The organism is Duganella flavida, from assembly GCF_009857445.1.
Lineage (GTDB): Bacteria > Pseudomonadota > Gammaproteobacteria > Burkholderiales > Burkholderiaceae_D > Rugamonas > Rugamonas flavida.
The window spans coordinates 230710-243464 of the sequence record NZ_WWCN01000006.1; the positions used below are offsets into that span (position 1 = coordinate 230710).

The 12755-nt window shown below is 62.1% G+C and carries 11 protein-coding genes and 2 tRNA genes; 9 read left to right on the forward strand and 4 right to left on the reverse strand.

The genetic code is table 11. The annotated features are described in order from the left end of the window. Positions 1 to 49 precede the first annotated feature (49 nt). Genes tsaE through GTP46_RS11695 form a run of 3 tightly spaced genes read left to right on the forward strand, consistent with a single transcriptional unit; the run spans position 50 to position 2660 of the window. Positions 50 to 535 carry a tRNA (adenosine(37)-N6)-threonylcarbamoyltransferase complex ATPase subunit type 1 TsaE gene (tsaE, locus tag GTP46_RS11685; RefSeq protein WP_161006797.1) on the forward strand — a complete coding sequence of 162 codons (486 nt, stop codon included), beginning with the start codon at positions 50 to 52 and terminating at the stop codon, positions 533 to 535. After that, positions 499 to 1806 carry an N-acetylmuramoyl-L-alanine amidase gene (locus tag GTP46_RS11690; RefSeq protein WP_161006798.1) on the forward strand — a complete coding sequence of 436 codons (1308 nt, stop codon included), beginning with the start codon at positions 499 to 501 and terminating at the stop codon, positions 1804 to 1806. Before tsaE ends, GTP46_RS11690 begins: the two co-directional genes overlap by 37 nt. Positions 1807 to 1820: 14 nt before the next feature. Continuing rightward, on the forward strand, positions 1821 to 2660 hold the full coding sequence (locus tag GTP46_RS11695) for a D-hexose-6-phosphate mutarotase (protein ID WP_161006799.1): 840 nt from the start codon (positions 1821 to 1823) through the stop codon (positions 2658 to 2660). A gap of 75 nt (positions 2661 to 2735) precedes the next feature. Here GTP46_RS11695 and GTP46_RS11700 read toward each other — a convergent pair whose 3' ends face one another. Next, positions 2736 to 3752, reverse strand: a complete 1017-nt coding sequence (locus GTP46_RS11700; RefSeq protein ID WP_161006800.1) for a carbonic anhydrase — start codon at positions 3750 to 3752, stop codon at positions 2736 to 2738. A 138-nt stretch (positions 3753 to 3890) separates the two neighbouring features. Further along, entirely contained in the window at positions 3891 to 4535 is a 645-nt protein-coding gene (locus GTP46_RS11705) for a VTT domain-containing protein (RefSeq protein ID WP_161006801.1), read from the reverse strand. Between the two features lie 113 nt (positions 4536 to 4648). Between GTP46_RS11705 and GTP46_RS11710 the strand changes: the two genes are divergently transcribed. The 3 genes from GTP46_RS11710 to miaA are packed head-to-tail and all read left to right on the forward strand — an operon-like array spanning position 4649 to position 8482. After that, complete coding sequence (locus GTP46_RS11710; protein WP_161006802.1) at positions 4649 to 5566, forward strand: peptidylprolyl isomerase; 918 nt, start codon at positions 4649 to 4651, stop codon at positions 5564 to 5566. Between the two features lie 7 nt (positions 5567 to 5573). Continuing rightward, entirely contained in the window at positions 5574 to 7532 is a 1959-nt protein-coding gene (gene mutL / locus GTP46_RS11715; RefSeq protein WP_161006803.1) for a DNA mismatch repair endonuclease MutL, read from the forward strand. Positions 7533 to 7534: 2 nt separating this feature from the next. Beyond that, on the forward strand, positions 7535 to 8482 hold the full coding sequence (gene miaA / locus GTP46_RS11720; protein ID WP_371869646.1) for a tRNA (adenosine(37)-N6)-dimethylallyltransferase MiaA: 948 nt from the start codon (positions 7535 to 7537) through the stop codon (positions 8480 to 8482). Positions 8483 to 8486: 4 nt separating this feature from the next. Here the strand turns inward: miaA and GTP46_RS11725 are convergent, their stop codons facing one another. After that, on the reverse strand, positions 8487 to 8891 hold the full coding sequence (locus GTP46_RS11725; RefSeq protein WP_161006805.1) for a VOC family protein: 405 nt from the start codon (positions 8889 to 8891) through the stop codon (positions 8487 to 8489). A gap of 150 nt (positions 8892 to 9041) precedes the next feature. Here GTP46_RS11725 and GTP46_RS11730 point away from each other — a divergent pair. From GTP46_RS11730 to GTP46_RS11740, 3 genes are all read left to right on the forward strand, one after another. After that, a tRNA-Met gene (locus GTP46_RS11730) sits at positions 9042 to 9118 on the forward strand. Positions 9119 to 9183: 65 nt separating this feature from the next. Then, positions 9184 to 9260 (forward strand) — tRNA-Met (locus tag GTP46_RS11735). 376 nt (positions 9261 to 9636) lie between these two features. Next, positions 9637 to 11988 carry a beta-galactosidase gene (locus GTP46_RS11740; RefSeq protein ID WP_161006806.1) on the forward strand — a complete coding sequence of 784 codons (2352 nt, stop codon included), beginning with the start codon at positions 9637 to 9639 and terminating at the stop codon, positions 11986 to 11988. On the opposite strand, the gene GTP46_RS11745 is transcribed toward GTP46_RS11740, so the two are convergent. Continuing rightward, positions 11974 to 12735 carry an AraC family transcriptional regulator gene (locus tag GTP46_RS11745; RefSeq protein ID WP_202414233.1) on the reverse strand — a complete coding sequence of 254 codons (762 nt, stop codon included), beginning with the start codon at positions 12733 to 12735 and terminating at the stop codon, positions 11974 to 11976. The genes GTP46_RS11740 and GTP46_RS11745 overlap by 15 nt on opposite strands. Between the last annotated feature and the right edge of the window lie 20 nt (positions 12736 to 12755).

The window sequence follows — 12755 nt, forward strand, 5'->3', positions numbered from 1 at the left end:
GGCTAACGGGTACAATGGCTGGCGATCCAACCAACCGGTATTTTAATTGATGCAGCACTTTACAGCCCATCTCCACGACGAAGAAGGCACCGCCGCCTTAGGCGCGGCCCTGGCGCGCGCGCTTGCGCCCGGCCTGTCGGTCCACCTGCACGGCGACCTTGGCGCCGGCAAAACTGCCCTCACGCGCGCGCTGCTGCACGCGGCAGGCCATACCGGCACCGTAAAAAGCCCGACCTACACGCTGTCCGAACCGTACAGCATTCAGCTCGACGGCCGTGCCGTCAGCGTGATCCACTTCGACTTGTACCGCATGGCCAGCGCCGAGGAATTCCTCGATGCCGGCTTCCGCGAAGACTTCAACGGCGACAATATCTGCATCGTTGAATGGCCTGAGAAGGCCGAAGGCGTGCTGCCGCCGCCTGACCTGAACCTGTTTTTGAATGTGGCCGGACACGGTCGTGATGTAGAATTGCAGGCGTCCACCGCCTTGGGTAACTCATGCCTTCAACGCCTCAAATTCGCGCCCAACATGTGAGCCGCCGCACCGTCCTGAAAGCCGGCGCCACCCTGCTGCTTTCCGTGACCGTTCCACTGCGCGCCAATGCCGCGCAAATTCTCGCCGTCCGCGTCTGGCCGGCGGACGACTATACCCGCGTCACGCTGGAGAACGACAGCGACCTCAAAGCCACGCACTTCATCGTCAAGGACCCGGAGCGCATGGTGGTCGACATTGAAGGCCTGGAGCTGAATCCGACGCTGAAAGGCCTGGTCGCCAAGATCCAATCGAATGACCCGTACATCAAGCAGGTACGCGTGGGCCAGAACCGCCCGAACGTGGTGCGGCTGGTGTTCGACCTGAAAGAAGAAGTCAAGCCGCAGGTGTTCACGCTGCCGCCTGCCGGCAATTACAAGCACCGGTTGATCTTCGACCTGTATCCGGTGAAGGCAGTCGATCCTATCGCCGCCATGATCGAAAAAGGCGACTGGTCCGATCCTGCTCCTGTGCCGGAACCGCCGACCGCGCCCAAGCTGGAGCCGCGCGAAGAACCTAAGCTCGCCGAGGCACTGCCTAAAGTCGACAAGCAAGGCAAGATGGTGCGCATGCTGACCATCGCGCTCGATCCGGGCCACGGCGGCGAAGATCCCGGCGCCTCCGGCAAGAATGGCAGCCGCGAAAAAGATATCGTACTGGCCATCGCCAAGCGCCTGAAGTCCAAGCTGGAAGACATTCCGAACATGCGCGTGATGCTCACGCGCGATGGCGACTACTTCGTCCCACTCGGCACCCGCGTCGAAAAAGCGCGCAAGGTGCAGGCCGATTTGTTCGTCTCGATCCACGCCGACGCTTTCGTGCAGCCGACTGCGCGCGGTTCGTCGGTGTTCGTGCTGTCGGAAAAAGGCGCCACTTCGTCGGCGGCGCGCTGGCTGGCGGACAAGGAAAATCTCGCCGACACCATCGGCGGCGTCAACGTCAAGAGCCATGACAAGCAGCTGGCCAGCGTGTTGTTCGATCTGTCCACCACGGCGCAGATCAACGACAGCATGAAGCTGGGCCGCTCCGTGCTGGGCGAAATCGGCGGCATCAACCGCCTGCACAAAGGCTCGGTCGAACAGGCTGGCTTCGCGGTGCTGAAGGCGCCGGATATTCCCTCCATCCTGATCGAGACGGCCTTCATCTCCAATCCGGAAGAAGAAGCCAAGCTGCTGGACGAGGCGTACCAGAACAAACTGGCCGACGCCATCGTCACCGGCATCCGCAGTTACTTCGCAAAGAATCCACCGCTGGCAAAGAACCGGCTTACCTGAGTTAAGAGAGACACATGGCTGCAGTTACGACCACCGAATACGGCGCCCTGCCGGCAGTACACATTACCGCAGCCGATGGCGCACAAGCGACGGTATCCTTGTTTGGTGCACACCTGCTGTCGTGGAAAACCGCCGATGGCAAGGAGCGCCTGTTCGTCAGCTCGCAAACGCCGTTGGACGGCAGCAAAGCAATCCGCGGCGGCGTGCCGGTGATCTTCCCGCAGTTTAATGTGCGCGGTCCCGGCCTGCGCCACGGCTTCGCGCGCGTCAGCACCTGGCGCTTGACCGGCCAGGGTGGCGACGGTGGCAGCTCCTTCATTGAATTCAGCCTGAATCAGGGCGACCTGTCGATGGAACACGCGCAAGCATGGCCGCACGCGTTTGAACTCACGCTGCGCTTCACGCTGCACGGCGACGCGTTGAATGTCGACTACACGGTCCACAACAGCGGCGCGCAGGAATTCCCGTTCGGCGTGGCGCTGCACACCTACTACGATGTCGGCCATCTCGACGCCACCAGCATCAGCGGCCTGCAGCACCAGCAGTACACCGACCACCACCTCAACACCCGCACGCAGGAATATCCGGCGCTGCATTTCACCGAGAAGCACGACCGCCTGTACCAGTCAACGCCGGCGCTGACGCTGAACACGGCCGATGCCACGCTGCGTTTAGAGCAGCAAGGCTTTAGCGAATGGGTGGTGTGGAATCCGGGCCAGGAAGATGCCAAAGCCCTGGTGGACCTGGCGGATGATGAGTACCAGCGCTTCGTCTGCATCGAACCGGCGCGCATCGACCAGCAGCCGCTGGCCGCCGGCGCCACGTGGACCGGCAAGCACGCCATCAGCGCTTGACCGTCGCTCCCGCGCATGCGGGAGCCCATGCTGAGCATGCGTTCTATGGATCCCGGCTTTCGCCGGGACGACGTGCTAGTTGGATTCCTTGATGATGCGGCCGGAACTCGGCTGCACCGGGCGCGCGTTCAGCGGATACAGGCGGCTGAACAGCGCCATCTGCTGCGGCGAGGCCTGCACCGGTTCCTTCATCACGATCCACAGCACGCCTTCCTGGCATGGCGGCGTGGTCATGGAACCCATGAAAGTGAAGTAGTCGCGGCGCGCCGGCAGCAGCTCCAGCGGATCGAGCACGGTTGACGGCGCGGCGGTGTCGAATTTTTCCAGCGGCAGGTTATTCCACACATTCTGGATCACCGGCTGCGGCCTGCCGCGTTCCAGCAGCACCGCCAGCATGGCGATATGGCCTTCCGCATCCTTGTGCACCATGTGCACCACCATCTCATAACCCTTGCCGTTGATACGCTCTTCCGACGGACGATGGAAGTGGAACTGAATCAGTTCATACATGCGGTTGCCGATGTTGAGGAAGTTACCGCCGCCGACCATCACCTGCACCGTCTTGCCGTTGTCCGTCACGTTGAATGAGGACGGATGATAGTCGAAGCCAATCTGCTCCAGCTCCACCTTCATGCCGTCGCGGATATCGATCGGCGACTGGCGATTGCCGGCGCCGCACTTGGCCCACGCCGGGTTGATGGAGGCCCAGTTGGCCGGGCCGCTCTCGCCTTCATACGACCACACATTGCTGTACACCTTGGGCTTGGCCGCTTCCACCGCCACCTTGGCTGCGGCTTCCTTCTTGGCCTTGGCCGCAGCGGCCACGCGCGCGGCCTGATTGGCGCGCATGATGGCCAGCCGCTCCTGGATCTTGGCCGACAGGTCGGCCTCGGCCTGCGCTTCCTGCTCGCGCTGGCTCAATTTACGCGTCGGGCCGGACGATGAAGAACTCGAAGACGACGACGCACCACTGCCCGCCGCGCCGCCCGCCGCCGTCTTGGTCGACGGCGAAATCAGCGGGTCGCTGGCCGCCGTGCTGGCTGCGCAAACGACGCAGCAAGAGGCAATCAGGGGAAGGACGAGAGAGCGCATGGGTATCCAGAATGAACAATTACACTCTGGTATACGGATGCTTTGGGGAAAAACTTGAGAGGAGATGGCCGCACAGGGTGAAAATTCTTTGCAAAACAACACGCTGCGGCGGCCGCGCAGCGTGGCTACATGCGGGTTTCAGCGGCGTTGCAGACGGCGCGACAACTTGTACACACCACCCAGCGCCATCGGCACTACGGCCACGCCAACGCCCACCAGCACGATCTCGGTCAGGTGGTCGCGCACGATAGGGATGTTGCCGAAGAAGTAGCCGGCGGTCGTCAGCAGCACCACCCACAGGATAGCGCCGGTGAAGTTATACATCTGGAAGCGGGCATGGGTCATGTCCGACACGCCGGCCACAAACGGCGCGAAAGTACGCACCACCGGCACGAAACGCGCCAGCACGATGGTCTTGCCGCCGTGTTTTTCAAAGAAATCATGGGTGCGCTTGAGGGCTTCTTTATTGAGCCAGCGGTAGTCGTGCGTGAACACGCGCTGCCCGACCTTTTCGCCGATCCAGTAATTGACGGTATTGCCGGTGATGGCGGCGGTACTGAGCAAGAACATCAGCAGCGGCAAATTCATTTCACCCACCGCGCACAGGGCGCCGGCGATGAACAACAGGGTGTCGCCGGGGAAGAAGAACAGGACCACCAGGCCGGTTTCGCAGAAAATGATGGCGAACAGCACGGCGTAAATCAGCGTCCCGTATTGTTGGATCAGCACTTCGAGAGTTTTGTCGACATGCAGGAGCATGCCAAAAAATTGCATAAAATCCATATTCTTCCTATAAAGTGTGGCGGAATCATACACCACCTGACATGCGGCGCAGGTAGTTTACAATCGCCGCAGCCCCCGCAGCAAGCGGCTTTGATCCCACAAGGAGACTTTGCATGGCTTTATCCCGTACGTTCCGCGTTTTATCCCTGCCTTTGCTGGCCTTGAGCGTGACTGCCAGCGCCGCCGATCTGCCGGTGCGCAAAAGCGCCGGCGAGATTATCAAGACGTCCCAGCCGTCCGACTGGCGTCCGCTGGACCCGGCCAACACGCTGTACATGGAGCTGCCGGGCGGCCGCGTAGTGATCGAGCTGGCGCCGGATTTTGCGCCGCTGGCCATCGCCAATATCAAGACGCTGGCCAAGGAACACTACTACGACGGGCTGGCCGTGAACCGCTCGCAGGATAACTACGTGGCGCAATGGGGCGATCCGAACGCCGAGACCACGCCAAAGTCGCTGGGCAGCGCCAAGGCCAAGGTGCCGGGCGAGTTCTCGGTGCCGATGTCGAACGATAAGCGCTTCGTGCGGCAAAAGGATTTTGACGGCTACGCGCCGCAAATCGGTCACTCGAACGGCTTCCCGGTCGGCCGCGACCCGAAAGCCAAGACCACCTGGCTGGCGCATTGCTACGGCATGGTCGGCGTGGGCCGCGACAACAATACCGATAGCGGCAGCGGCGCTGAGCTGTATGCGGTGAACGGCCACGCGCCGCGTCACCTCGACCGCAACATCACCGTGGTAGGCCGCGTGGTGGCCGGCATGCCGCTGCTGGCGACCTTGCCGCGCGGCGGCGAGACCATGGGTTTCTACGGCGCGAAAGAGGCGCGTACGCCGATTATCTCGGTGCGGCTGGCAGCCGATGTGCCGGAGGCGGAACGCAGCCATCTGGAGGTGATGCGCAGCGAAGCGCCGATTTATCAGGCAGTGATCGAAGCGCAGCGCAATCGCGGCGGTCCGTGGAATAAATACGCGGCCAACTACGTAGAGCTGTGCAACGCCACAATCCCGGTGCGGGAAGCGCCCAAGTTATAATCTCAGGATGAACGCCCCCGATACCTCCGCCCGCACGCCACGCCCTATCCAGGCCCTGCCCGACCAGCTGATTTCACAGATCGCCGCCGGCGAGGTGGTGGAGCGGCCGTCCGCCGTGGTCAAGGAGCTGCTGGAGAACGCGCTGGACGCGGGCGCCACGCAGGTCACCGTGCGGCTAGAGGAAGGCGGCGTAAAACGCATCGCCATCACCGACAATGGCCGTGGCATTCCGCCGGAGCAGATGCCTTTGGCGCTGGCACGCCACGCCACTTCCAAGATCGCTTCCCTGAACGATCTGGAAAACGTCGGCACGCTAGGCTTCCGTGGCGAGGCGCTGGCTTCCATCGCCTCGGTGGCGCAGGTGACCATCACATCGCGCACCGCCGACGTGGCGCATGCCTGGGAAATCGAAGGTTCGCATCTGGCCACGCCAACACCGTCGTCGGGCGCGCTGGGCACCACCATCGATGTCAAAGACCTGTACTACAACACGCCGGCGCGCCGCAAATTCCTCAAGTCCGAGCAGACCGAGTACGGCCACTGCGCGGAAGTGGTACGCCGCATTGCGCTGGCGCGGCCGGACGTGTCGTTCTCGCTGACCCACAACGGCCGCACGGTCGATCACTGGAACACCAGTGAAATCGCGCGCCGCAGTGCGCAGATCCTGGGCGACGGCTTTGCCGAGGCACGCCTGCCGGTTGATGAAACGATTGGCCCGCTGCGTTTGCACGGCTTTATCGGTCTGCCGACTGCCTCCAAAGCGCGTGCCGACGGCCAGTTCTTCTACGTGAACGGCCGCTTCGTGCGCGACAAGGTGCTGGTGCACGCCGTGAAAGCGGCCTATCAGGACGTGCTGCATGGCGACCGTTTCCCGTCCTACGTGCTGTCGCTGGATATGGATCCGGCACTGGTGGACGTCAACGTGCACCCGTCGAAAATTGAAGTGCGCTTCCGCGATGGACGCGCGGTGCACCAGTGCGTATTCCACGCCGTGCAGCGCGCGCTGGCGCAAACCTCGGCCACCTCGCACGGCAGCGTGCCGTCGCCGCTGCCGGCCGCTGATAGCCTGAGCACCACGCCGGTATGGCGCGGCGAACAAACCTCGTTCGGCCCACTGCTGGCGCCCGACTACGCACCAACCTTCTCGCCATCGCCGTTCGGATCGCGCAGCGCCGACACGGGTAGCGTCAGCACCTCCTACGCGCCGCCACGCTTCACCGCCGAAGGTGGTGTCGCCCAGAGCCTCGAAAATTACGGCGCCATGTTCCGTGGCGATGAACGCCCTGTCCCGCTCGCGCGCAACGAATCCGACATGACGCTGCCGCAGGCCAGCAGCTTCACCGTCTCCGCCGCCGCGATGGCACAGGAAGAATTCCCGCTCGGCTTCGCGCTGGCGCAACTGCACGGCATCTACATCCTGGCGCAGAACGCCAAGGGCCTGGTGCTGGTCGACATGCACGCCGCGCACGAACGCATCCTGTACGAACAACTGAAGAACGCCTTGAACAGCCGCGTGGCCGGCGAAGAAATGCAAGTGCAGCCGCTGCTCATCCCGATCACCTTCTATGCAGACGCAGTGGAAGTCGGCACCGCCGAAGAGCATCAGGAAACGCTGCAAGCCCTCGGCTTCGACATCGCCGTCCTCTCGCCCACCACGCTGGCCGTACGCTCCGTGCCGGTGCTACTGAAAAACGCCGATGCCCAAACGCTGGCCCGCGACGTCCTGCGCGACGTGCGCGAATTCGGCGGCTCGCGCGTGCTGATCGAGCGCCAGAACGAATTGCTCGGCACCCTCGCCTGCCACACCGCAGTGCGCGCCAACCGCATCCTGTCGCTGCAGGAGATGAATGCCCTGCTGCGCCAGATGGAAGTCACCGAGCGCGCCGACCAGTGCAACCACGGCCGCCCGACTTGGGTGCAGGTCGAAATCAGCGCCCTTGATAAGCTCTTCCTGCGCGGTCAATAATGATGAGTATCAAACCACTGGCCGTCGCCATCATGGGCCCGACGGCATCGGGCAAAACCGCCTCCGCACTGGCGATTGCAGAACGCATCCCATCCGAAATCATCTCGGTCGATTCCGCGCTCGTGTATCGCGGCATGGACATCGGCACTGCCAAGCCGACCAAGGAAGAACTGGCGGCCGTGCCGCATCACCTGATCGACATCATCGATCCGCTGGATTCGTACTCGGTGGCCCAGTTTCGCAAGGACACGCTGCGCCTGGTGGACGAGATCAACGCCCGCGGCAAACTGCCGCTGCTGGTCGGCGGCACCATGCTGTACTTCAAAGGCTTGGCAGATGGACTGGACGACCTGCCCGGCGCTGATCCGGAAGTGCGTGCCGCGCTGGATGAAGAAGCGGCCCGTCTCGGCTGGCCCGCCATGCACGCGCGCCTTGCCGCCGTCGATCCTGAAACGGCCGCGCGCCTTGCGCCAGCCGACGCGCAACGCATCCAGCGCGCACTGGAGATCTACACCCTGAGCGGCAAGCCGATGTCCGAACTGCTGGCACTACGCGAGAAAACCGAACTGCCGTTTGACCTGTTGTCGTTTGCGCTGGAACCGTCGGACCGCGCCGTGCTACACCAGCGCATCGTGCGCCGCTTCGACATCATGCTGGAAGAAACGCCGCAAGGTAATCTGATCACCGAAGTGGAAGCCCTGCGCAAGCGCGGCGACCTGCACCTCGGCCTGCCGTCGATCCGCTGCGTGGGTTATCGGCAGGCGTGGGAATACCTCGACGGCACCATCGGCTACGCGGCGATGCGCGAAACCGGCATCATCGCCACCCGCCAACTGGCCAAGCGCCAGCTGACGTGGCTGCGCTCCATGCCGGAGCGCGTGGTGCTCGACTGCCTCGGCCCGAACCCGGCCGGCGCCATGCTGGCGCAAATCGCCGAACGCCTTGGCTAAACCATCACTGCTTGGGCGGTTCGCCGCTCATGTACACCAGCTCCCACAGGTGGCCGTCGAGGTCCTGGTAGCCGTGGCCATACATGAAACCGTGATCCTGCGGCTCCTTGTAAGCGCTGCCGCCGGCTTCGATGGCCTTGGCAACCATCGCCGCCACCGCCTCGCGCGATGACAGCGTCAGGCACACCAGCACCTCGGTCGAAGTGTGCGCGTCGCTGATAGGTTTCGGCGTAAACTCCTTGAAGCGGGCCTCGGTCAGCAGCATCACATAGATATTCTCGGCCACGATCATGCAGGTGGCGCTCTCGTCCGTGTAGTTCTTGTTGAAGCTGTAGCCCAGGTGTGAGAAAAACTTGATCGATGCCTGCAAGTCGCGTACCGGCAGGTTCACAAAGATATTGGTTGCCATATCGTCTCCGTTGAAAAAATGCCCACTTCGCAGAATACCAATATGTTAAGGTTTTGACGACGGGGGCACGATAGCGCGCATTTTTTGAGAAAAAGTAGCTCGGGTTCCTTGACAGTGCAGGCCCCAACCCCGATAATGCTGGGCGTTGCAGGTGATATAGCTCAGTTGGTTAGAGCACAGCATTCATAATGCTGGGGTCGGTGGTTCAAGTCCACCTATCACCACCACAGAATTCATGACAAAATGGCCTCACCGGCAACGGCGCAGGCCATTTTGTTTCAGCGACAGTTTCGGTGATATAGCTCAGTTGGTTAGAGCACAGCATTCATAATGCTGGGGTCGGTGGTTCAAGTCCACCTATCACCACCAAATTCCGGAAGCCGTAAATCACGTGTGTGATTTACGGCTTTTTCGTTATTGGATCATGCACTCACATCCTGATTAACGCCCCCATGAGCTCGTCGGTTTTTTTCCACAAGCCGATATAGAAAATTTGCGTTGGTCTATATGAAGTCGGTATGCCTGACACGGCAAATAATCACCATATTGATTATTTTCACTTTATATACATCGTCAAAGACACCCTCTTCATCGATAAACCGCTTTACGCACCGTGTTGCTAGCGGCTTCCGAATTGTTTAGTCTTGGTCTTGGCAAGCCATCATGCAATCCAGCGCAATACTGGACGCAGCAGAAAGCCATCGCCGGCGCATGCTTCCCCAAAGACTACCCAGTGAATTATTCAATGACGATTACCTCAGCATCCCGCCGCCGCATACTGCGCGGCGCTGGCGCGGCAGCAGCTGCGAGCACCATCGGCAGCCTGCTGCTACCGCTGTCCGCACAAGCGGCCACCCGCTTCAGCATCGGCGAAACCGACTTCCTGCTGGATGGCCAGCGCCTGCAAATCCGCTGCGGCGAAATGCACTTCGCCCGCGTGCCGCGCGAATACTGGCAGCACCGCCTCAAAGCCATCAAGGCGATGGGCCTCAACACCGTATGCGCCTACCTGTTCTGGAACTATCACGAATGGCGCGAGGGACGCTTTGACTGGCAGGGCCAACGCGACGCGGCGGAGTTCTGCAAGCTCGCGCAGCAGGAAGGCTTGTGGGTCATCCTGCGTCCCGGCCCGTATGCCTGCGCCGAGTGGGAGATGGGCGGTCTTCCCTGGTGGCTGCTGAAGCAACCGGGCGACAGCTTCCTGCGCACGCGCGACGCCAATTTCGTGCAGCCTGCGCGGCGCTACATGAAGGAAGTGGGCCGCGTGCTCGGTCCACAGCAAATCACCCACGGCGGCCCGATACTGATGGTGCAAGTCGAGAATGAATATGGCTTCTTCGGCGAAGACCTGTCCTACATGCGCGAGATGCGCAGCATGCTGCAGGACGCAGGTTTTGATGTGCCGCTGTTCCAGTGCAATCCGACCAATGCAGTGGTCAAGTCGCATGTAGACGGCTTGTTCAACGTGGCCAATTTCGGCAGCGACCCCGTGGCCGGCTTCAAGGTGCTGGACCAGGTGCAGAAAGGCCCGCGCATGTGTGGCGAATACTATTCCGGCTGGTTCGATACATGGGGCGCACCGCATCGTCGCGGCTCGGCCAACGGCGCAGTGGCCGACATCCAGACCATGTTGAAGGCCAACGGCTCCTTTAGCTTGTACATGGCGCACGGCGGCACCAGCTTCGGCCTGTGGGGCGGCTGCGATCGTCCCTTCCGGCCCGATACCAGCAGCTACGACTACGATGCGCCAATCAGCGAAGCCGGATGGATCGGCGAAAAATTTGCTGCTTACCGCGACGGCATCAAACCTTTCCTGCCAGCCGGTGAAACGCTGCCGCCACCGCCACCGCAAAATCCCGTCATCGCCATCGCACCGTTTGCGTTGAAGGAGTCGTGTGCAGTGAGCGCCGCGCTACCGGCAAACGGCATCCGCGCGGTGTCGCCGCTGCCAATCGAGCAGTACGACATTAGCCGCGGCTTGGTGTCATATCGCGTCACACTGCCGGCCGGACCGGCGGGCACGCTGGAAGCAGCCCAGGTGCGCGACCTGGCCTGGGTCAGCATCGACGGCAAGCAAGTCGGCACCATGGATACCCGCTATCGCCGCTTCCGCGTCGACCTGCCCGCGCGCAGCAAGCCGGTGACGCTGGAAATCCTGCTGTACACCATCGCCCGCGTGAACTTTGGCGTCGAAATCCACGACCGCAAAGGCCTGCATGGGCCGGTGAGCTTCAACGGCCAACCACTGGAGAACTGGAATATCCGCGCCATCGACTTCGACGCGGATGGCGTGCTGCCGCCGCTGACGTGGAAGACCGGCCGTACGCAAGGCGCAGCCTTCTGGCGCGGCAGCTTTGATGTTGCACACAGCGGCGACACCTTCCTCGACATGTCCGGCTGGGGCATGGGTATTGTGTGGGTCAATGGCCGCTGCCTCGGGCGCTACTGGAGTATCGGCCCGACGCAAACCATGTACCTGCCCGGCCCGTGGATCAAACCAGGCCGCAACGAAGTGGTGGTGCTGGACCTCACCGGCCCACGCAGTGCACGTATCGCCGGATTGAAAGCGCCTATCCTCGACCAATTGCATCCGGAACTGGATCTCGCCCGCCCACCAAACAAAATGAAGCCCGCACTGGACGGCGTAACGCCAGTCCACGAAGGCGAATTCGCACGCGGTGCAGCAGTGCAGGATGTGATCTTTGCGCAGCCGGTGAAAGGCCGCCAGTTCTGCCTCGAAGCGCTGGATGCTTTCGACGGCAAGCAGTTTGCCGCCGTCGCCGAACTGGCCCTGTTGGGCAGCGATGGCAAGCCGCTCAACCAATCCAATTGGACCATCGCCTACGCCAGCAGCGAAGAAGCTACCAAGGAAGACGGCAGCGCCCTCAATGCCATCAACGGCCAGGCCACGGACCACTGGCACACAGCCTACAGCGGCAAGAACGCTGGCAAGCATCCGCATCAGATCATCATCGACCTTGGTAAGGAGGAGGTGATCATCGGCTTGCGCTATACGCCGCGCCAGGGCCCGGAAGCGGTCACTGGCCGCATCAAGCACTATCGCGCCTACGTCGGCCAGCAGCTAGCGCGCGGGTAGCATCTGGCGGTACTGGCTCGGCGTCAGGCCGGTGGTGGCTTTGAATTGGCGGGTGAAGGCGGAGTGGTCGCCGTAGCCGCAGGCTTGGGCGATTTCGGCGACGCTGGCATCGCCGCCCAGCATGCGCGAGGCGGCGTCGACGCGGGTCTGGATGATCATCTGGCGCGGCGTCAGGTGGAAGATGCGCAGGAAGTAGCGTTCGATCTGCGCCACCGACATATTCGCAATGCGCGCCAGCTCCGGCAGCTGCAAGGGCTGGCCGTACTGCTCGTGAATCACACTCACGGCCGCCGCTACTTTGCGGTAGGCCGGATTCTTCTTGTCCGCCATCGCCAGGTCGCGCGAGATGCCGGTCAGGCCAATGATGCGGCCATGGGCATCGCGCAGTGCCGTCTTGCGCGTCAGGCACCAGCCGGGATCGCGGTTGGGATAGAGATGCAGTTCCAGCTGGTCTTCGATGTCGGCATCACCGGCCAGCACCGCCATGTCCTGTGCCAGATAGGTCTGGCCGAACGGATGAGCAAATACCTCCGCCGGCGTGCGCCCGATCAGCGCCGACTTGTGCCGCTGGCCGCAACGCTGGACCAAGGTTTGGTTGACCACCACGTAGCGCCCTTCGAGATCCTTCACAAAAAACACCACGTCCGGCAAAGCATCGAACAGTCCCTCCGCAAAAAAGGGATCGGCAATATGTGCGCCCACAGAGCGGCGCAGGCTGTCATTGTTGATTGGCTCGGCGTGCATCATCCCATTGTGCACCTTTATGC

Excerpts from the sequence above, each read along its gene's own strand:
- tsaE (WP_161006797.1), top strand. The coding sequence starts at position 50 with ATGCAGCACTTTACAGCCCATCTCCACGACGAAGAAGGCACCGCCGCC.
- GTP46_RS11690 (WP_161006798.1), top strand. The coding sequence starts at position 499 with ATGCCTTCAACGCCTCAAATTCGCGCCCAACATGTGAGCCGCCGCACC.
- GTP46_RS11695 (WP_161006799.1), top strand. The coding sequence starts at position 1,821 with ATGGCTGCAGTTACGACCACCGAATACGGCGCCCTGCCGGCAGTACAC.
- GTP46_RS11700 (WP_161006800.1), bottom strand. The coding sequence starts at position 3,752 with ATGCGCTCTCTCGTCCTTCCCCTGATTGCCTCTTGCTGCGTCGTTTGC.
- GTP46_RS11705 (WP_161006801.1), bottom strand. The coding sequence starts at position 4,535 with ATGGATTTTATGCAATTTTTTGGCATGCTCCTGCATGTCGACAAAACT.
- GTP46_RS11710 (WP_161006802.1), top strand. The coding sequence starts at position 4,649 with ATGGCTTTATCCCGTACGTTCCGCGTTTTATCCCTGCCTTTGCTGGCC.
- mutL (WP_161006803.1), top strand. The coding sequence starts at position 5,574 with ATGAACGCCCCCGATACCTCCGCCCGCACGCCACGCCCTATCCAGGCC.
- miaA (WP_371869646.1), top strand. The coding sequence starts at position 7,535 with ATGAGTATCAAACCACTGGCCGTCGCCATCATGGGCCCGACGGCATCG.
- GTP46_RS11725 (WP_161006805.1), bottom strand. The coding sequence starts at position 8,891 with ATGGCAACCAATATCTTTGTGAACCTGCCGGTACGCGACTTGCAGGCA.
- GTP46_RS11740 (WP_161006806.1), top strand. The coding sequence starts at position 9,637 with ATGACGATTACCTCAGCATCCCGCCGCCGCATACTGCGCGGCGCTGGC.
- GTP46_RS11745 (WP_202414233.1), bottom strand. The coding sequence starts at position 12,735 with ATGATGCACGCCGAGCCAATCAACAATGACAGCCTGCGCCGCTCTGTG.